Here is a 20,191-nt window from a genome sequence, read left to right as displayed (position 1 = left end):
CTTTAAAGCGTTAAGGGCAGTTGCCATTCTATCGGCGCTAATTGATGCTGTTGTAAATAAGCGTTCGTTTGCGAAAAATGCTTGCAGCCGAGAAATCCGCGATGTGCCGATAAGGGTGAAGGGTGCGGCGCAGTTAGTACGCAATGTTTTTGTCTATCAATAAATTGCCCTTTTTTCTGCGCGTGGCTGCCCCATAAGAGAAAAACAAGATTTTCGCGTTGTTCATTTAAGGCGGAAATAACCCGATCGGTAAAAGTTTCCCAACCAAAGTTTGAATGGGAATGGGCTTTGCCTTGTTCCACGGTTAAAACAGTATTTAACAGCAGCACGCCTTGTTCTGCCCAGCTCACTAAATAACCGTGCTGAGGAATTTGAAAGCCCACATCATTGGCTAATTCTTTATAAATATTGACTAACGAAGGTGGTGGCGCAATACCGGGTTTCACCGAAAAAGATAAACCGTGCGCTTGGTTTGGCCCGTGGTAAGGATCTTGCCCTAAAATCACCACTTTCACTTGATCAAATTCGGTTAATTTAAAGGCATTGAAAATCTCATTGCTCGGCGGATAGACAATTTTGCCTGCCGCTTTTTCACGCTGGACTTGCTGTAAGATTTGCTGAAAATAGGGCTGGCTTTTCTCGCCACCAATCACATCTTTCCACGTTTTCATTTTGTTTTCCTCAGCGTTAAACCTAGGCTAAGATTATAAATAACCTTGAGAAAAATTGATAGAACAAGTTTTTGCTATTCGTTGATGTTATGTTATTTAATTGTTATGAAATTGTTTCAATTCTCGCTGTTTGTTTTGGTTATTTTTGATATAAGTCAAAATGGTAATATTTTTTTAATTAAATTAATTCCTGTATTCTCAAAATAATTGAATTGCTCAAATAATTTGATAAAATTTTACCCCACTTAGGTTACTTAACACACAAATTTAGGAGTTCGTATGATTAAAGGTATTCAAATCACTCAAGCCGCAAATGATAACTTATTAAATTCATTTTGGTTATTAGACAGCGAAAAAGGTGAAGCACGTTGTTTATGTGCAAAAGGTGATTTCGCAGAAGATCAAATCGTAGCAGTAAGCGAATTAGGTCAAATCGAATATCGTGAATTACCAGTAAATGTTGCCCCAACAGTAAAAGTTGAAGGTGGTCAGCACTTAAACGTGAACGTTTTACGCCGTGAAACCTTAGAAGATGCGGTGAAAAATCCTGAAAAATATCCACAATTAACTATCCGTGTTTCTGGTTATGCAGTACGTTTCAACTCATTAACCCCAGAACAACAACGTGATGTAATCACTCGTACTTTCACTGAAAGTCTATAATTAATTCCTTAATTATTGTTGATATGTTTGATGTAAAGATTGCCCTAGCCTCAGGTTAGGGCAATTTTTTTGCTAAAATTTTTCTAAAAAACACCGCACTTTTTCTTTTCTTATTCTCTTTTTATCACCTTTCAATCGTTTGGGCTGATAACGATTAAGGCGTAATCAAGGTGAAATACTTTCCCTTTCATATAGCATAGCAACGCATATTCAGGTACAATCGCCCAGTTAAATTTTGTCAAATTTTAGAGTTTAGTTTATTTATAAAATATGAAGAACATTCGTAACTTTTCAATCATTGCGCATATTGACCACGGGAAATCAACCCTTTCCGATCGTTTAATTCAAACCTGTGGTGGGCTGTCCGACCGTGAAATGGCGGAACAAGTATTAGATTCAATGGATTTAGAGCGTGAGCGTGGGATCACCATTAAAGCGCAAAGTGTAACGCTCAATTATAAAGCGAAAGACGGCGAAACCTATCAGCTGAATTTTATCGACACCCCAGGACACGTGGATTTTTCTTATGAAGTTTCGCGTTCCCTTGCGGCTTGTGAGGGCGCATTGCTTGTGGTAGATGCAGGGCAGGGTGTTGAAGCGCAAACCTTGGCAAACTGCTATACCGCCATTGAAATGGATTTGGAAGTGGTGCCTGTGTTAAACAAAATCGACTTGCCTGCCGCTGAGCCAGAGCGTGTGGCGGAAGAGATTGAAGACATTGTGGGTATTGATGCGATGGACGCTGTGCGTTGTTCTGCCAAAACAGGGCAGGGCATTGAAGATGTGCTAGAAGAAATTGTGAAAAAAATCCCCGCACCTGAGGGCGATCCTGATGCCCCATTGCAAGCCTTGATTATTGACTCTTGGTTCGATAACTATCTTGGCGTGGTTTCTCTCGTGCGTATTAAAAACGGTACGTTACGCAAAGGCGATAAAATCAAAGTGATGTCCACTGGGCAATCTTACAACGTGGATCGCTTAGGGATTTTCACCCCGAAACAAGTGGATACCCAAGTGTTAAACTGCGGCGAAGTGGGCTGGGTTGTGTGCGCGATTAAAGATATTTTAGGCGCGCCAGTAGGGGATACTTTAACTCTACACAATAATCCTGCAAGCACCGCGTTACCAGGTTTTAAGAAAGTAAAACCACAGGTTTATGCAGGTTTATTCCCGATTAGTTCAGACGATTATGAAGCTTTCCGCGATGCGCTAGGTAAATTAAGCCTAAACGATGCCTCTTTATTCTATGAGCCAGAAAATTCCACCGCACTTGGCTTTGGTTTCCGTTGCGGTTTCTTAGGCTTATTGCATATGGAGATTATTCAAGAGCGTTTAGAGCGCGAATATAATCTTGATTTAATCACCACCGCGCCAACCGTAGTCTATGAAGTGTTGCAAACTAATGGTGAAGTGATCTATGTGGATAGCCCATCAAAATTGCCACCACTAAATAATATTAGTGAAATTCGTGAGCCGATTGCAGAATGTAATATGCTGTTGCCGCAAACTTATTTGGGTAACGTGATCACCCTGTGCGTTGAAAAACGTGGCGTGCAGACCAATATGGTATATCACGGCAACCAAGTCGCGCTGACCTATGAAATTCCAATGGGTGAAGTGGTGCTGGATTTCTTCGATCGCTTAAAATCCACTTCGCGCGGTTATGCTTCATTGGATTATGGTTTCAAACGTTTCCAAGCCTCTGATATGGTGCGCGTGGATATTATGATCAACGGTGAACGTGTTGATGCGCTGGCGTTGATTGTCCACAAAGATAATGCCCCTTATCGTGGCCGTGAATTGGTGGAAAAAATGCGTGAGCTGATTCCGCGTCAGCAATTTGATATTGCGATCCAAGCGGCCATTGGTAACCATATTATCGCGCGTTCAACGGTGAAACAGTTGCGTAAAAACGTACTCGCTAAATGCTATGGTGGGGACGTCAGCCGTAAGAAAAAACTGTTACAAAAACAAAAAGAAGGTAAAAAACGAATGAAGTCTTTGGGTAACGTTGAAGTGCCACAAGAAGCGTTTTTAGCCATTTTACACGTTGGCAAAGATTAACAAGGAAAGAGAATGTCAAAATCAAACATATTTTTTATTCTATTAATTGCTGCAGGCTATGGAATATGGAAATGGTTGGAGCATTTAGGCTTGCCAAATACCTTCACCATTTTATTGATTTTATTAACCGCACTTTGTGGCGCGCTTTGGGCTTATTATCGCTTTGCCGTGCAGCCTAAACGTGAACGCCAAATTCAGCGCGTTGAACAGCGTAGCGGAAAATCGTTAAGCGAAGAAGAAAAAGCGAAAATTGAACCGATTTCAGAGAGCGGTGAGTTTTTAGCTTCACTTTTTCCTGTGCTTGCTTTTGTTTTGATTTTGCGTTCTTTCTTATTTGAGCCATTCCAGATTCCGTCTGGCTCAATGGAACCGACCTTGCGTGTGGGCGATTTCTTACTGGTGGAAAAATATGCCTACGGCATTAAAGATCCTGTTTTTCAAAATACCTTGATTGAAACAGGCAAGCCGCAGCGTGGCGATATTATCGTATTTAAAGCGCCACCAGAGCCAAATGTGGATTACATTAAACGCATTATCGGTATTCCGGGGGATCGCATTGAATATAACGAAGCGGATCGCCATATTACGATTACTTATGGCAAAGACGGCAAAGAATGTACGGAAAATTGCGTAACCAAGGCATTTACTTATAGCGAACCGCAACCTGATGCAGATTTCAACATTATCATCGGGCAAGATCGCCAAGGTAAACCTGTATATAGCAATGTTCACCCGTTAAAAGTAACCGAAACAGGCGATGTAACCCACCAAATTCATTGGGATCCACAACCGCCGAACGCCACTTACTTGTATCAAGGTTATCGAAACCAGCAAAATTACATCACCGAATGGGTTGTGCCAGAAGGGGAATATTTTGTGATGGGGGATAACCGTAATCACAGCGCAGACAGCCGTTTTTGGGGCTTTGTGCCAGAGAAAAATATTGTCGGCAAAGCAAAATATATTTGGCTAAGCCTTGATAAAAAACAAGGCGAATGGCCAACAGGTCTGCGCTTTGAAAGAATGTTTAGCAAAATTGAATAAAATCGAATAATCAGAATAATGACAAAAAACTTAGAACGCTTACAGCGTAAAATTGGCTATCAATTCCAAGATATTAATTGGCTTAAGCAAGCACTGACGCACCGAAGTGCGGCGAAAAATCACAATGAACGCTTGGAATTTTTAGGCGATGCGATTTTAAACTACACCATTGCAGATGCCTTGTATCAGCAATTTCCAAAATGCAACGAGGGGGAACTCAGCCGTATGCGAGCCACCCTTGTGCGCGAACCCACCCTTGCCCAACTGGCGCGTGAATTTGAGCTAGGCGAATATATGCTGCTTGGGCCGGGTGAATTAAAGAGCGGTGGTTTTCGCCGCGAATCTATTTTAGCTGATTGCGTGGAAGCCATTATTGGGGCAATTTCGCTTGATCAAGATCTGCCAACGAGTACTCAAGTTACGCGAAAATGGTATCAAGATCTGCTAAAAAATATCAAACCAGGGGAAAACCAAAAAGACCCCAAAACCCGCTTACAGGAATATTTGCAAGCGTCCCATTTCCCTTTGCCGAGCTACAAAGTAATTGATATTAAAGGGGAAGCGCATAACCAAACCTTTACCGTAGAATGTCGTGTGGAAAAAATCAAAAAAATTGACCGCACTTTTATTGGCGTAGGTTCAAGCCGCCGTAAAGCGGAACAAGCCGCCGCAGAACAAATCTTAAAAATATTGGATATAAAATGACACAAACAACAGAACATCACCAAGAACAGCCAACCTACTGCGGATTTATTGCTATCGTAGGGCGTCCAAATGTGGGGAAATCTACCTTATTAAACAAAATCTTAGGGCAAAAAATTTCCATTACATCAAGAAAAGCACAAACGACTCGCCACCGCATTTTAGGCATTCAAACAGACGGCCCTTATCAAGCCATTTATGTGGACACCCCAGGGCTGCATATTGAAGAAAAACGCGCCATTAACCGCTTAATGAACCGCGCAGCAAGTAGTGCCATTGGCGATGTGGATTTAATTATTTTCGTGGTGGACGGCACGCATTGGAATGCCGATGATGAAATGGTGCTAAATAAACTGCGCCGTGCTAAAGCCCCTGTGGTGTTGGCAATAAACAAAATCGACAATATCAAAGATAAAGAGGATTTACTGCCATTTATCACCGAAATCAGCCAAAAATTTGATTTTAAAGCCATTATTCCTATTTCTGCACAACGTGGCAACAACGTGCAAGAACTGGAAAAAATTGTGCGTGAATCCTTGCGTGAGGGCGTACATCATTTCCCAGAAGATTACGTTACCGACCGTTCACAACGCTTTATGGCATCTGAAATCATTCGTGAAAAATTAATGCGTTTTATGGGCGAAGAGCTGCCTTATTCTGTAACCGTTGAAATCGAACAGTTCAAAACGAACGAACGCGGCACTTATGAAATCAACGCCCTAATTTTGGTTGAACGCGATGGCCAGAAAAAAATGGTTATCGGCAATAAAGGGCAAAAAATTAAAGTCATCGGTACAGAAGCACGCGCCGATATGGAACGCCTATTTGACAACAAAGTCCATTTAGAACTTTGGGTGAAAGTGAAATCAGGCTGGGCTGATGACGAACGCGCCTTGCGCAGCTTGGGGTATATGGAAGAATAATCCAAGCTTTGTATAGCCAGAAACAATAAGAGCGGTGGAAAATATTAAAATTTTTCACCCTCTTTTTTATTATTTACTAATGGGCTTTTTTACAACTCGCCAAAATATCTAAATCCTTTTGATACACTTCCGTTTTTAAATTCATATCCATCATTCCAATCACGGTGCTAAATAAATTGTCGTGGGAATAATGTTGGACGCTGGCGTTGTGGCGCAGGCAGTCTAAATCCACACCTTCATTTTGCTGCCAGGTTTTAGAGAACCAAAAGAACATTGGCACTTTGGTTTGATAATCTGGCGCGATGGCATAAGGCGTGCCGTGCAGATAAATGCCGTCCTCACCAAGGGATTCACCGTGATCTGACACATAATATACCGCACTTTCCAAATCATCACGGTGTTCCAATTTTTGGATCACTTGATCAAGGAAGTTATCAATATACAAAATGCCGTTATCGTAAGTATTCACTAATTGTTCGTTGCTACAAGTTTGAATTTCGTTGGTGTCGCACGTTGGTACAAACTTTTTAAATTCAGGCGTGTAACGTTCGTAATAGGTTGGCCCGTGGCTGCCGATGGTATGCAAAATCAATACCGTATCTTTTTGGCTTTCATTAAGAATTTTGTCGAAATCTTTTAATAAAATGTCATCTAAACATTCGCCGTCAGTACAGTATTCTGGCGTTTTCATATTGGTAACTTCATTTGGCACACGCAAGCAAACGCCTTTGCAATCGCTGTTATTATCTAACCAGAAAATGTTCACGTCCGCACGTTGTAGCACATCAAGCAAATTATCCATTTTTTGTGCTTTGCCGCCATTGTATTGGGCTTGGGGGAGATAAGAGAACATACAAGGCACGGAAATGGCGGTTGATGTGCCACAACTGGAAACGTCCGTAAAATTGATGATGTCTTTGCCACGCGCTGCCAGTTTTGGGGTGGTTTGGCGTGCGTAACCATTTAATCCCCAGTTTTGCGCACGCGTAGTTTCGCCCACCACAATCACGGTGAAATGGCGATATTCATCAGGTTTGGCTTGTTGTGCATCTAAACCGATTTGTTCATAAGGGCGATTCGCTTCACGCACGCGTTTGATTTCATTTACCCCTGCACTAATGAAATTAGACGGCACAATTAAATTCACCACAGGTTTATTGTTGCGTACAAAGGCGGCGTAATCTTGATAAAAACCTTTCGCAATGCCCCAAATCACTACGCCAGAAAGAGCGATCAAGCCCACGCGCAAACCAAGCTCTTTCCACCAAGTGCGGTAATCCACCTTTACCATAATGTATAAAATGGCTGGCAACACGCCAAAAAACGCAATCCACGCGAGATATTGCCAAGTGAGCATACGAACACTTTCCGCTGGCGTGGTTTGCAGCACATTTTCGAGCATATCCGTGGTGAAATGCACATCATAAAATAAGGCTTGATAGCTAATGGCAGCGCTAATAATCAGCAACAGCGGAATAATCACTTTGTGCAAAATAGGTAGCGCAAAAAGTTGAAAAACCGCATTTAGCGTAAAGAAAATAAAGACGGGAACGGTGAGAAGAAAATAATCTTCAGGCTGCCCCGCAAATGGGTGCAGCGCCCACACTTTTTTGTAAAAAGGAAAATTTAGCACTAAGGTAAAATAAAGCGCAACCAGTGCAATTAATGTTGCGCTTTTCAATTTAAAGCGAGAAAAAAGCATAAAGGTATATCCTAAACATAATAAATAATGGGGCTGTCCTAGATAACACTAAAAAATCTATTTAGGTTAGAATGAACCAATGAGAAAAAGTCGTCTAAGTCAGCACAAACAAAATAAACTCATTGAGCTATTTGTTGCAGGTGTTACTGCAAGGACAGCAGCAGAGTTAGTCAATGTAAACAAAACGACTGCCGCATATTACTTTCATCGTTTACGCCAACTCATCTATCAAAACAGCCTTCACTTAGAGATGTTTGAAGGTGAAATTGAAGCCGATGAAAGTTATTTTGGCGGTGCTCGCAAAGGCAAACGTGGTCGTGGTGCGGCAGGGAAAATTGCGGTATTCGGGCTTCTCAAGCGCAATGGCAAGGTTTATACCGTTGCGGTTCCAAATACGCAATCTGCCACCTTGTTACCCATTATTCGGGAGCAGGTAAAGCCTGATAGTATTGTTTACACCGATAATTATCGTAGTTATGACGTGCTTGATGTGAGTGAATTTAGTCATTTTCGTATCAATCACAGCACACATTTTGCTGAAAATCATAACCACATTAACGGAATTGAGAATTTTTGGAGCCAAGCAAAACGCCATTTACGCAAATTTAATGGTATCCCAAAAGCGCATTTTGAGCTTTATTTAAAGGAATGTGAATGGCGTTTTAATTACAGCAACATAAAAAGTCAAATTTCTATTTTAAAACAATTGGTTAAAGGGAGTTTAGCCTAGTTATCTAGGACAGCCCCTAAATAATTCCAAGCTTTGTCATTAGGATAATAAAAAAGTTCTTATGAATAGGATATATCCATTATTTTACCCCTTTAAAGGTAGCCATATAATTGGCGCTTACGTCCTGATTTAATTTAAATGTTCCTGTTAGTGGATTATAGTGATAGCCCACCATATTCACACATTCTAACTTTGCCTCGTCCGTCCACGCCAAAAGTTCAGCTGGCTTGATAAATTTTTCGTAATCGTGCGTGCCTTTTGGTAGCATTTTTAATACATATTCCGCACCGATGATCACTAAAGCCCAAGCTTTCAAGGTGCGATTAATAGTGGAGAAAAATAGCACGCCATCTGGTTTTAACAATGCTTTGCAGGAGTTGATGATCGAACTGGGATCGGGAACGTGTTCCAGCATTTCCATACAGGTTATCACGTCAAATTTTTCCCCACCAAGTGCGGTATGTTTTTGCAGAAAATTTTCTACTGTGGTTTGTTGATAATCAATACTTAGCCCCTGCTCTTGGCTGTGCAATTTTGCCACTTCAAGCGGGGCGGTGGTCATATCAATCCCCGTAACAGTTGCCCCTTGTTTTGCCATTGCTTCTGATAAAATTCCCCCACCACAGCCAACATCTAACACTTTTTTCCCAAATAATCCTTGTGTTTGCTGACAAATATAAGCTAAACGCACGGGATTTAAACGATGAATGGGTTTAAAATCCCCCTCAGGATCCCACCAAGTTTTTGCCATTTTTTCGAATTTGTCCAGTTCTTGTTGGTCGATGTTTTGCATTATTTTTCTCGTCTTTTAAAATTTCGTTTTTCTTTGGAGCTGATAACGGGTTTCGCCGTTGGCGACTTCCTTTCTTTTGCGTTCCCAAAAGAAAGGAAGCAAAGAAAAGGGAACCTCGATCAAACCGCTTTTTCCTCATTCTGATAAAATTTTCTTCACGAAAAGTAAGCCCATACTCGCTATGCTACGTTCAGTCGTTACTTTTCTAAAAATTTTATTGGAATGACGGCGGTTTGGACGGGGATTATATTACAAGTGCGATGGAAATTTTTAAAATTTTGTGGAAAATGACCGCACTTTATGGTTCGAATAGCTGTTTTTAGTAGTTAAAGAAAATATTTTTTCTATGTTAAATTTCTTTTTTATTTGGGGGGGGATAACGGGTTTCGCCGTTGGCAACTTCCTTTCTTTTGCGTTCTCGAATGAAGAAAAGTAAAGTTTTGGTTTTATCGTTAAATTGCTTTTTTCTTTGGGATAAATAACGGGTTTCGCTCGTTGAGCGACCTACTTTCTTTTGCTTGCTCAAAAGAAAGTAGGCAAAGAAAAAAGCCCCCGACTAAATTGCTGATCTTCATTTTTAACAAATTTTCTTAACGAAAAGTAAGCCCATACTCGCTACGCTGCGTTCAGGCGTTACTTTTCTAAAAATTTGTTAAAATGAAGGCAATTTACACGGGAAATTATGATACGCTTTCATATCTCGTAGGGTGGGCTTTAGCCCACCATTTTGCTGTTTTCACTTCGTGGGTTGCCTATGCTTTGAGGTGGGCTTAAGCCCACCCTACCCTACAATGCTTAATAGCATTCCCCGTCCAAACCGCCCGAATGGAGATAAAATTTTTAGAAGAATCACGTCGAGCGAGAGCGTAGCGAACATCAGGCTGATTTTTCGTGAAGAAAATTTTATTGGAATGAGGAAAAGTGAGTTCGTCAAATTTCTCACTTACAGACAAGGAATTTTGTTGAAGACAGTACTCCAGTACGGCAAGACAAAATAACGCAGTCTGGAAGTAAGAGAAATTTGACGATGATCGGGGTTCTTTTCTTTGCTTACTCTCTTTTGGGTAAGCAAAAGAAAGGAAGTCGCCAACGGCGAAACCCGTTATTAATCCCAAAGAAAAAAATACATAACGATTAGAGAAATCATTGAAATTATGATACAATCTCGCCTAATTTTTTATGTAATTAGGGAATATTTCAATGACGAATTTGGTCTCCAACGTTACCCCTGTGAGTATTGAGGAAGAGCTTAAATCTTCTTATCTTGATTATGCAATGTCTGTGATTGTTGGACGTGCGTTGCCTGATGTGCGTGATGGGTTAAAGCCGGTACACCGCCGTGTTTTATATTCAATGGATCAAAGTGGCATTACCTATAATAAAGCCTATGTAAAATCTGCTCGTGTGGTGGGTGATGTGATCGGTAAATATCACCCGCACGGTGATAGTGCAGTTTATGACACCATTGTGCGTATGGCGCAGCCGTTTTCATTGCGTTATATGTTGGTGGACGGTCAAGGTAACTTCGGTTCAGTGGATGGCGATGCGCCAGCGGCAATGCGTTATACCGAAGTGCGTATGCAAAAGATCACGCAGGAATTATTAACGGATTTAGACAAAGAAACCGTGGATTTCTCGCCGAACTATGATGGCAAAGAAATGATCCCTGATGTGTTGCCAACCAAAATCCCAGCCTTGTTAGTCAATGGTTCATCGGGGATTGCGGTGGGTATGGCAACCAATATTCCCCCACATAATTTAGGTGAAGTGTTAGATGGTTGTTTGGCTTATTTAGACAACGAAGACATCACCATTGATGAATTAATGCAATTTATTCCCGGCCCAGATTTCCCAACAGCGGCGTTAATTAATGGTCGCAAAGGCATTGAAGATGCCTATAAAACAGGGCGTGGAAAGGTTTATGTGCGTGCCAAAGCAGAAATTGAAACCAGCGAAAAAGGCCGTGAAACCATTATCGTGACGGAAATTCCTTATCAAGTAAACAAAGCGAAATTGGTGGAAAAAATCGCTGAGTTGGTGCGTGATAAAAAAATCGAAGGCATTAGCAACGTACTTGATGTATCCAATAAAGAAGGTTTCCGTATTGAAATTGAAGTGAAACGTGATGCCGTGGGCGAAGTGGTGTTGAACAACCTTTATGCACTCACCCAAATGCAAGTGACCTTTGGTATCAATATGGTGGCGTTGGATCACGGTCAGCCGAAATTATTCAATTTAAAACAAATTATTGAAGCCTTTGTGAAACACCGCCGTGAAGTGGTAACTCGCCGTACGGTGTTTGAACTGCGTAAAGCCCGTGAACGTGCGCATATTTTAGAAGGTTTAGCCATTGCCTTAGCGAATATCGATCCCGTTATTGAATTAATTCGTGCGTCAAAAACCGGTGATGAAGCCCGTGAAGCCTTGCTTGCACGCGGTTGGGATTTAGGCAACGTGAGTGGAATGTTAGAAGCGGCAGGAATGAATGCTTCTCGCCCTGAAGATCTTGCGCCAGAATTTGGTGTGCGTGATGGGCTATATTACCTTTCTGAAGAACAAGCCCGCGCTATTTTAGATTTACGTTTACAACGCCTAACAGGCTTAGAACACGAAAAAATCGTTACCGAATACCAACAAATCTTGGTTGAAATTGGCGAATTATTACGCATTTTAAATAGCACTGAACGCTTAAGAGAAGTGGTGTGTGAAGAGTTAGAACGTGTTAAAGCGGAATTTAACGATGAACGCCGCACTGAAATCACAATGGCGTCAGGCGATATTAATTTAGAAGATTTAATCGCACAAGAAGATGTGGTGGTAACCCTTTCTCACGAAGGTTATGTGAAATATCAACCACTTACCGATTACGAAGCACAACGCCGTGGCGGTAAAGGTAAATCCGCAACCAAGATGAAAGAAGAAGATTTCATCGAAAAATTACTGGTCGCGAACACCCACGATACGATTTTATGTTTCTCTAGCCGTGGACGTTTATACTGGCTCAAAGTGTATCAATTACCGCAAGCCAGCCGTGGCGCACGTGGTCGTCCAATTGTCAATATTTTGCCATTAGATGAAAACGAGCGTATTACCGCCATCTTGCCAATTTCCGCTTATGAAGAAAATAAATTTGTGGTGATGGCTACTGCAGGCGGTATGGTGAAAAAAATCGCTTTAACCGAATTCAGCCGCCCACGTTCTAACGGGATTATTGCCCTTAACTTGCGTGATGAAGATGAACTCATCGGCGTGGACATTACAGACGGTTCAAACGAGATTATGCTGTTCTCATCACAAGGACGCGTGGTGCGTTTTGCAGAAAGCGCTGTGCGCCCAATGGGACGTACCGCAACAGGGGTGCGTGGCATTAAATTAGCCCTAACTAACGATCTTGCGGAAGATGAAAGTGCGGTGGAAATTGAAGAAATTTCTGACGATAACAGCGAAGAGACGCTAGATCTGAATATCGACAAAGTGGTGTCGCTGGTGATCCCGAAAGATAACGGCGCAATCCTTACCGCAACGCAAAACGGTTATGGTAAACGTACCGATTTAGCGGAGTACCCAACTAAATCACGCAACACCAAAGGGGTGATTTCTATCAAGGTGAGCGAGCGTAACGGTAAAGTGGTTGCCGCAACCCAAGTGGAAGAAAATGACCAAATTATGCTGATTACCGATGCGGGAACCTTAGTAAGAACCCGTGTTAGCGAAGTGAGCATTGTTGGACGAAACACCCAAGGGGTTCGCTTAATTCGCACCGCCGAAGACGAGCAAGTGGTAAGCCTTGAGCGTGTTTGTGATGTGGACGATGAAGAGAGCGATGTTGAAGGTGAAAGCGTTGAGATCAATGTTGAAACCACAACGGAATAATTGATCACGATTAAAATTAATAAGCTACCTGCGGGTAGCTTATTTTGTAGAGACGGTATAAAAGAGATAACGCATTATGGCATATCAATTTTTTAAAAATCTAATGATTTACCGCTTAACCAAACCGTTGGACTGGTCAGCGGAATATTTACAGACTCAATTAGAACAGGGGCAATTTTATCCTTGTGGACAAGGTGATATGCAAAAATTTGGCTGGGTTTCGCCATTGAAAACCAGTGAATTATTGCATTTTTCTGTGGGTAAGCAGATTTTATTATTGGCCAAAAAAGAAGAAAAAATCCTTCCTGCGCAAGTGGTTAAGCGTGAATTAGAGCAACGAATTAATGAGTTAGAACAAAAAGAAAATCGCAAATTAAAGAAAGTGGAAAAACAGGCGCTGAAAGATGATGTGGTGGCAATGTTACTTCCGCGTGCGTTTAGCAAATATCAGCAAACCGCGATTTGGATTGATAGTGATAAACAGCTTATTTATGTTGATGCAGCATCAAGCAAGCGTGCGGAAGATGCCCTTGCTTTATTGCGCAAATCTTTAGGTTCATTACCTGTTGTGCCACTCGCTTTTGCCAATGAGCCAACTATCGTAATGAGCCATTGGGTAAGTGAAAATGCCACGCCTGCTTGGTTAATTCCTTTGGAAGATGCTGAATTGCGCGGCAGTCAGGATAACGCCGTGATTCGTTGTAAACAGCAAGCTCTTGATGCAGAAGAAATTCTTTCACTTTTGCAGGCCGGTAAAACCATTACGCAATTGGCGCTTGAATGGGAAGGGTATTTGTCTTTTGTATTAAACGAAGATGGCACGTTAAAACGCTTGAAATTTGCAGATGAAGTGCGGGAGAAAAATGATGATATTTTGAAAGAAGATGTCGCCCAACGCTTTGATGCAGATTTTGTCTTAATGACAGGGATTCTTTCACATCTCACCGAAAACTTACTCGATGATTTTGGCGGGGAAAAAGAGCGGTTATAAGTTTTCTTTTGTAAAAAATAAAGGGCTTATAGAAAGCCCTCTTGTTGATTTAATTAAACATTGCTGAGATCGATTCTTCATTACTGATACGACGAATGGCTTCAGCTAACATTCCAGAAAGAGTAAGTACACGCACTTTGCCCAAGGCTTTGATTTCTGGGGTAAGTGGAATGGTGTCTGTAACTACAATTTCATCAAGGGCATCGCTGGCAAGATTTTTCGCCGCTGAGCCTGAGAAAACTGCGTGAGTTGCGTAAGCAAAGACACGTTTTGCACCACGTTCTTTGAGTGCTTCTGCGGCTTTGCATAGTGTTCCGCCTGTATCGATCATATCATCAACGAGAATACAATCACGTCCAGCTACATCACCAATAATGTGCATAACTTGCGATACATTGGCTTTTGGACGGCGTTTATCAATGATTGCCATATCAGTATCGTTGAGTAATTTTGCCACTGCACGAGCGCGAACCACACCACCGATATCAGGTGAAACCACGATTGGATTTTCAAGATCGGTTTTCTTTAAAATATCGTGAATTAATACTGGCGAACCAAATACGTTATCCACAGGAACATCAAAGAAACCTTGAATTTGCTCAGCGTGAAGATCACAGGTTAAAACACGATCTACCCCTACGCTTGATAAGAAATCAGCCACCACTTTTGCGGTGATAGGCACACGCGCAGAGCGCACACGGCGATCTTGGCGAGCATAGCCGAAATAAGGGATTACCGCAGTGATACGGCCTGCTGATGCACGGCGTAAAGCATCAACCATCACAAGTAATTCCATTAGGTTGTCATTTGTTGGTGCGCAGGTTGATTGAATAATGAAAACATCGCTACCACGCACGTTTTCATTGATCTGCACTTGAATTTCGCCATCGCTAAAGCGTCCTACGGTGGCATCACCGAGAGAAAGGTATAAGCGTTCAGAAATTCGTTTTGCTAGTTCTGGCGTTGCATTACCAGCGAAAAGTTTTATGTCAGGCATTGTAAAATTAACCTCAGAATTTTAGATGGAAGAATGTGTAAAATATTGATCTCATTGGAATAAATGCTCCATCATTTGGTGTAATGGCGAAACATTTAGCCCCTTTGCAACAAAACCAAAACAGTCTTTTGGCTTATTTAGAAATACCGCTTGAGCAGATTGAGCATCGTCAAATTCTGCGAAAACACAAGCCCCTGTTCCCGTTAATCTTGCGGGTGCATATTGTAACAACCAGCCCAGCAGTTCTTCAACCTCTGGATAATGATCTCGCACAATTTTTTCGCAATCGTTTGTATAATTTTCAGCTAAAAGTTGTGAAAGTGGTTTTTTCGGGGTATTGCGTGGCAAATTGGGATCTTGAAAAATGACGCCTGTTGAAATGGAAACCTCAGGTTTTAGCACCACATACCATTTTTCAGCAGGATTACAATAATGGATCTTTTCCCCCACGCCTTCTGCAAAGGCCGCTTTGCCGTGAACGAAAATAGGCACGTCAGCGCCTAGCTGTAACCCTAACTGAGCTAATTCTTCAAGGGAACATTGTGTTTTCCACAAAGCATTAAGGGCAACAAGTGTGGTAGCCGCATTTGATGAGCCACCACCAACGCCGCCGCCCATAGGCAAGATTTTATCTAAATGAATATTTGCCCCAAGCTGGCAACCTGTGTGCTGTTGAAGTAGACGCGCTGCGCGATAAATGAGGTTATCTTCTTGTTTTAAATGGGGAATTTCTGGAGAAAGAATGATTTGAGAATCGTCCCTAACGCCAATTTCCAGCCAATCGCCAAAATCTAAAAATTGGAATAAGGTCTGCAATTCGTGGTAACCATTTTCCAAGCGTCCATTAATATAAAGAAACAAATTTAATTTTGCTGGGCTAGGAAAACGGTAGCGTCCATTTTTCGGCGGAACAAAAAGTGCGGTGGAAAAATGATAATTTTTCATTAGTATTTCCAATGATTAACGCGAATTTTCAGGGTTTGTGCGTCATTTTTTAGCAAAATATCCCGTGGCAGCGCAGGGGAGCGGTCTTGATGATAATTCAAATAATCCACCGTCCATTGTTCACCATTGACGGCATAAGTAAAGTTGGCGAGCAAATGGTTCTCACCCACATTGTAATCCTGTTGATTGTTCGGCTCACCTTTCAACCAAGTGGCCAGCTGGGTGAGCGGAATATCCATTCCGATAATTTCGCGTAATAATGCTTGGGCATCTTTAGCGGAGCGCTGGCGTCCTTTTTCATCTGAAATGGTTAAGCCTTGCGCGTGCATTTTAAAGGTGAGTTTGGAACTACTTAAGGCTGAAGAAAGCACCAGCGTATAGGCTTTCGGATTTTGATATTGCCAATCAAAGGCGGTAGAAAAACGCTGTTTGGCGCTGATATAGCCAATTTGTCCTTCTGCTTGATAAGCGCTAATTTGTTGAATTTGTTGCAAATGTTGCTGCCAAGTGCGGTCGTTTTTTTCAATATATTGCACATCGGCAGGGCGGTTATCATCAATATCAAGGGCACAGCCTGCTAATAACAAGCTGATAAATAAAGGAATAAAAAGGGTTTTTAAGAATTTCATTGGTTCACAAGGGTAAAAAATTTGCCTGTATTTTACGGGCTTGTATGGTGTGAGTAAAGGCTGAGAAAGGGATTTCGTATTTTTTTACAAAAAAGTAAAATTTTTTTTCATTTTTCCCCTTGAAATTTCTCTTTCAGCCAACATTTTACTTCCATCAGTGAGTTGGGCTGAAAAATGTGGAAATTTTCCACCGCACTTTGAATGTTATTCCTGTGTGAAAAAATGCAAAAAAATTTGCAACATTGCACTTGAAATTTTTAAAGCTAGCCCAATTTAATCAATCGTAAACGAATTAATCGAATTTTATTAGGAGAAAACATATTATGGGAAAAATTATTGGTATTGACTTAGGTACAACAAACTCTTGTGTGGCTGTAATGGACGGCGACAAACCGCGTGTTATTGAGAATGCGGAAGGGGATCGTACAACTCCGTCAATTATTGCTTATACAAATGATGGCGAAACCTTAGTAGGTCAGCCTGCGAAACGTCAAGCTGTAACAAATCCAAAAAATACATTATTTGCAATCAAACGTTTAATCGGTCGCCGTTTTGAAGATCAAGAAGTACAACGCGACGTGAACATTATGCCATTTAGCATTGTGAAAGCAGACAACGGCGATGCGTGGGTTGAAGTGAAAGATGAAAAAATGGCACCACCGCAAATTTCTGCTGAAGTGTTGAAAAAAATGAAGAAAACAGCAGAAGATTTCTTAGGCGAGCCAGTAACTGAAGCGGTAATTACTGTACCAGCTTACTTCAACGATGCACAACGTCAAGCAACCAAAGATGCAGGCCGCATTGCAGGTTTAGATGTTAAACGTATTATTAACGAACCAACAGCAGCAGCGCTTGCTTATGGTTTAGACAAAGGTAAAGGCAACCACACTATCGCGGTATATGACTTAGGTGGTGGTACATTTGACTTATCTATCATCGAAATTGATGAGGTAGATGGCGAAAAAACTTTTGAAGTGTTAGCAACCAATGGTGATACTCACTTAGGTGGTGAAGACTTCGATAACCGTGTAATTAACTACTTAGTTGATGAGTTCAAAAAAGAGCAAGGTGTTGATTTACGCAACGACCCACTTGCAATGCAACGTTTGAAAGAAGCAGCAGAGAAAGCGAAAATCGAACTTTCTTCAGCGCAACAAACTGATGTGAACTTACCTTACATCACTGCAGATGCAACAGGGCCAAAACACTTAAACATTAAATTAACTCGTGCGAAATTAGAAGCCTTAGTAGAAGATTTAGTAGCACGCTCATTAGAGCCTGTGAAAGTGGCATTGAAAGATGCAGGTTTAAGCGTATCAGACATTGATGACGTGATCTTAGTAGGTGGTCAAACTCGTATGCCATTAGTACAACAAAAAGTGGCTGAGTTCTTTGGCAAAGAGCCTCGTAAAGATGTGAACCCTGATGAAGCTGTTGCAATCGGTGCGGCAATTCAAGGTGGTGTATTAGCAGGTGATGTGAAAGACGTATTGTTATTAGACGTAACCCCGCTTTCATTAGGTATCGAAACAATGGGTGGCGTGATGACTACCTTAATTGAGAAAAACACAACGATTCCAACGAAGAAATCACAAGTGTTCTCAACTGCTGAAGATAACCAAAGTGCAGTAACCATTCACGTGTTACAAGGTGAGCGTAAACAAGCGTCTGCAAATAAATCACTAGGTCAATTTAACCTAGAAGGCATTAACCCAGCACCACGCGGTATGCCACAAATTGAAGTAACTTTTGATATTGACGCAGACGGTATTATCCACGTTTCAGCGAAAGATAAAGGCACAGGTAAAGAACAACAAATTACCATTAAAGCTTCATCTGGTTTAAGCGAAGATGAAATCCAACAAATGGTGCGTGATGCAGAAGCCAATGCAGAAGCTGACCGTAAATTTGAAGAATTAGTTCAAGCGCGTAACCAAGCTGATCACCTTGTTCACAGCACACGCAAACAATTAGGCGAAGTTGGCGATCAATTATCTGCTGATGATAAAGCCCAAATTGAAAAAGCCGTGAGCGAACTTGAAACAGCAGCGAAAGGTGAAGACAAAGCTGAAATCGAAGCGAAAACTAAAGCGTTAGTGGAAGCATCACAAAAATTAATGCAAGCCACAGCACAACAAGCTCAAAGCGGTGAACAACCACAACAAAACAACGGTGATGATGTGGTAGATGCTGAGTTTGAAGAAGTGAAAGACAATAAATAATTCACATTCAACAATAATCCAAAGGGCATAGCAATATGCCCTTTTAGCGTATAAAAAATAGGATAAAAATGGCAAAACGAGATTATTATGAAGTGCTTGGCGTTGAACGTGGTGCAGATGAAAAAGCGATTAAAAAAGCCTACAAACGCCTTGCAATGAAATTACACCCCGACCGCAATCAAGGGGATAAAGAGGCTGCCGAGAAATTCAAAGAAGTGCAAGAAGCCTATGAAATTCTAGGTGATAAAGAAAAACGTGCTGCTTATGATCAATATGGACACCAAGCCTTTGAACAAGGCGGATTTGGTGGCGCAGGCGGCGGTTTTGGTGGCTTCAGCGGTGCAGATTTTGGCGATATTTTTGGTGATATGTTCGGCGATATTTTCGGTGGTGGCCGCTCACGCCAACAGCGTGTTGTGCGCGGTGAAGATTTACGCTACGACATCGAAATTACCCTAGAAGAAGCGGTTCGCGGAACGAAAAAAGAAATTCAGTTTGATACCTTGGCAGAATGTGATCATTGTCACGGTACAGGCGCTGAAAAAGATTCCAAAGTGGAAACCTGTCCAACCTGTCACGGTGCGGGACGAGTACGTCATCAGCGTGGTTTCTTTGTAACTGAAGATGTGTGTCCAACTTGTCACGGCACAGGTAAAAAAATTGAAAATCCGTGTAAAAAATGCCACGGTGAAGGACGCGTTTACAAGAAGAAAAATCTTTCCGTTACCATTCCAGCAGGCGTGGATACCGGCAACCAATTACGCTTAGCTGGTGAAGGTGCAGCAGGGGAGTTTGGAGCGCCAGCGGGGGATTTATATGTGGTGATTCACGTTAAACCGCACCACATTTTTGAGCGTGATGGCAATAATCTTTACTGCGAAGTGCCAATTAGTTTCACAATGGCAGCACTTGGTGGTGAAATTGAAGTGCCAACCCTTGATGGTCGCTTAAAAGTGAAAATCCCAGCTGAAACCCAAACAGGTAAATCCTTACGTTTACGCGGTAAAGGCATTAAGTCTGTGAGAACAGGTTATACTGGGGATCTCATCTGCAAAGTGATTGTGGAAACCCCAGTGAAACTCAACGCTGAACAGAAAGAGTTATTAAGAAAATTTGAAGAAAGCCTTGAAAGCGGTAAGAAAAAACACCGCCCGAAATCTTCAAGTTTCTTTGACGGCGTGAAAAAATTCTTTGATAATTTAGGCAAATAACGCCACAAACAAAAACAGCTATTCTTAGGAA

16 protein-coding genes are annotated in these 20,191 nt (G+C 41.7%); 10 read left to right on the top strand and 6 right to left on the bottom strand.

The annotated features are described in order from the left end of the window. Nucleotides 1-2 precede the first annotated feature (2 nt). On the bottom strand, nt 3-671 hold the full coding sequence (gene ung / locus L5B76_RS08130; protein WP_265754984.1) for a uracil-DNA glycosylase: 669 nt from the start codon (nt 669-671) through the stop codon (nt 3-5). A 279-nt stretch (nt 672-950) separates the two neighbouring features. On the opposite strand from ung, the gene grcA reads away from it, so the two are divergent. The 5 genes from grcA (at nt 951) to era (ending at nt 6,067) form a co-directional block, all read left to right on the top strand. Continuing rightward, entirely contained in the window at nt 951-1,334 is a 384-nt protein-coding gene (gene grcA / locus L5B76_RS08125; protein WP_103854707.1) for an autonomous glycyl radical cofactor GrcA, read from the top strand. 270 nt (nt 1,335-1,604) lie between these two features. Continuing rightward, nucleotides 1,605-3,398, top strand: coding sequence for a translation elongation factor 4 (lepA, locus tag L5B76_RS08120; protein ID WP_103854974.1), 1,794 nt, complete (start codon nt 1,605-1,607; stop codon nt 3,396-3,398). A 12-nt stretch (nt 3,399-3,410) separates the two neighbouring features. Then, a complete protein-coding gene (lepB, locus tag L5B76_RS08115; RefSeq protein ID WP_265754982.1) occupies nt 3,411-4,442 on the top strand; it encodes a signal peptidase I in 1,032 nt (343 codons plus the stop codon). An 18-nt stretch (nt 4,443-4,460) separates the two neighbouring features. After that, nucleotides 4,461-5,147 (top strand): ribonuclease III, encoded by a 687-nt coding sequence (gene rnc / locus L5B76_RS08110; protein ID WP_103854020.1) that lies wholly within the window; start codon nt 4,461-4,463, stop codon nt 5,145-5,147. After that, nucleotides 5,144-6,067, top strand: a complete 924-nt coding sequence (gene era / locus L5B76_RS08105; RefSeq protein WP_103854019.1) for a GTPase Era — start codon at nt 5,144-5,146, stop codon at nt 6,065-6,067. The genes rnc and era overlap by 4 nt, the downstream gene beginning before the upstream one ends. Before the next feature lie 76 nt (nt 6,068-6,143). Here the strand turns inward: era and L5B76_RS08100 are convergent, their stop codons facing one another. Then, on the bottom strand, nt 6,144-7,769 hold the full coding sequence (locus L5B76_RS08100; RefSeq protein ID WP_265754981.1) for a phosphoethanolamine transferase: 1,626 nt from the start codon (nt 7,767-7,769) through the stop codon (nt 6,144-6,146). Nucleotides 7,770-7,848: 79 nt separating this feature from the next. Between L5B76_RS08100 and L5B76_RS08095 the strand changes: the two genes are divergently transcribed. Continuing rightward, a complete protein-coding gene (locus tag L5B76_RS08095) occupies nt 7,849-8,499 on the top strand; it encodes an IS1595-like element ISHpa1 family transposase (RefSeq protein WP_194752148.1) in 651 nt (216 codons plus the stop codon). Nucleotides 8,500-8,578: 79 nt separating this feature from the next. Here the strand turns inward: L5B76_RS08095 and ubiG are convergent, their stop codons facing one another. After that, nucleotides 8,579-9,292: a bifunctional 2-polyprenyl-6-hydroxyphenol methylase/3-demethylubiquinol 3-O-methyltransferase UbiG gene (ubiG, locus tag L5B76_RS08090; protein WP_265754980.1), complete on the bottom strand. Its 714-nt coding sequence runs from the start codon at nt 9,290-9,292 to the stop codon at nt 8,579-8,581. Between the two features lie 1,200 nt (nt 9,293-10,492). Here ubiG and gyrA point away from each other — a divergent pair. Further along, nucleotides 10,493-13,165: a DNA topoisomerase (ATP-hydrolyzing) subunit A gene (gene gyrA, locus L5B76_RS08085; RefSeq protein ID WP_265754978.1), complete on the top strand. Its 2,673-nt coding sequence runs from the start codon at nt 10,493-10,495 to the stop codon at nt 13,163-13,165. A 76-nt stretch (nt 13,166-13,241) separates the two neighbouring features. Beyond that, nucleotides 13,242-14,156, top strand: coding sequence for a recombination-associated protein RdgC (rdgC, locus tag L5B76_RS08080; protein ID WP_265754977.1), 915 nt, complete (start codon nt 13,242-13,244; stop codon nt 14,154-14,156). A gap of 49 nt (nt 14,157-14,205) precedes the next feature. On the opposite strand, the gene L5B76_RS08075 is transcribed toward rdgC, so the two are convergent. Genes L5B76_RS08075 through lolB form a run of 3 tightly spaced genes read right to left on the bottom strand, consistent with a single transcriptional unit; the run spans nt 14,206 to nt 16,727 of the window. Then, nucleotides 14,206-15,153, bottom strand: coding sequence for a ribose-phosphate pyrophosphokinase (locus L5B76_RS08075; protein WP_194751259.1), 948 nt, complete (start codon nt 15,151-15,153; stop codon nt 14,206-14,208). A 51-nt stretch (nt 15,154-15,204) separates the two neighbouring features. After that, on the bottom strand, nt 15,205-16,098 hold the full coding sequence (ispE, locus tag L5B76_RS08070; RefSeq protein WP_265754976.1) for a 4-(cytidine 5'-diphospho)-2-C-methyl-D-erythritol kinase: 894 nt from the start codon (nt 16,096-16,098) through the stop codon (nt 15,205-15,207). Beyond that, complete coding sequence (lolB, locus tag L5B76_RS08065) at nt 16,098-16,727, bottom strand: lipoprotein insertase outer membrane protein LolB (RefSeq protein ID WP_265754975.1); 630 nt, start codon at nt 16,725-16,727, stop codon at nt 16,098-16,100. The genes ispE and lolB overlap by 1 nt, the downstream gene beginning before the upstream one ends. A gap of 323 nt (nt 16,728-17,050) precedes the next feature. Between lolB and dnaK the strand changes: the two genes are divergently transcribed. Next, nucleotides 17,051-18,949 (top strand): molecular chaperone DnaK, encoded by a 1,899-nt coding sequence (gene dnaK / locus L5B76_RS08060; RefSeq protein ID WP_035688348.1) that lies wholly within the window; start codon nt 17,051-17,053, stop codon nt 18,947-18,949. 68 nt (nt 18,950-19,017) lie between these two features. Then, nucleotides 19,018-20,160, top strand: coding sequence for a molecular chaperone DnaJ (gene dnaJ / locus L5B76_RS08055; RefSeq protein WP_265754974.1), 1,143 nt, complete (start codon nt 19,018-19,020; stop codon nt 20,158-20,160). Nucleotides 20,161-20,191: the final 31 nt, after the last annotated feature.

Source organism: Avibacterium sp. 21-594 (assembly GCF_026226815.1).
GTDB lineage: Bacteria > Pseudomonadota > Gammaproteobacteria > Enterobacterales > Pasteurellaceae > Avibacterium > Avibacterium avium.
This window is presented reverse-complemented; position numbering and strand designations above follow the sequence as displayed.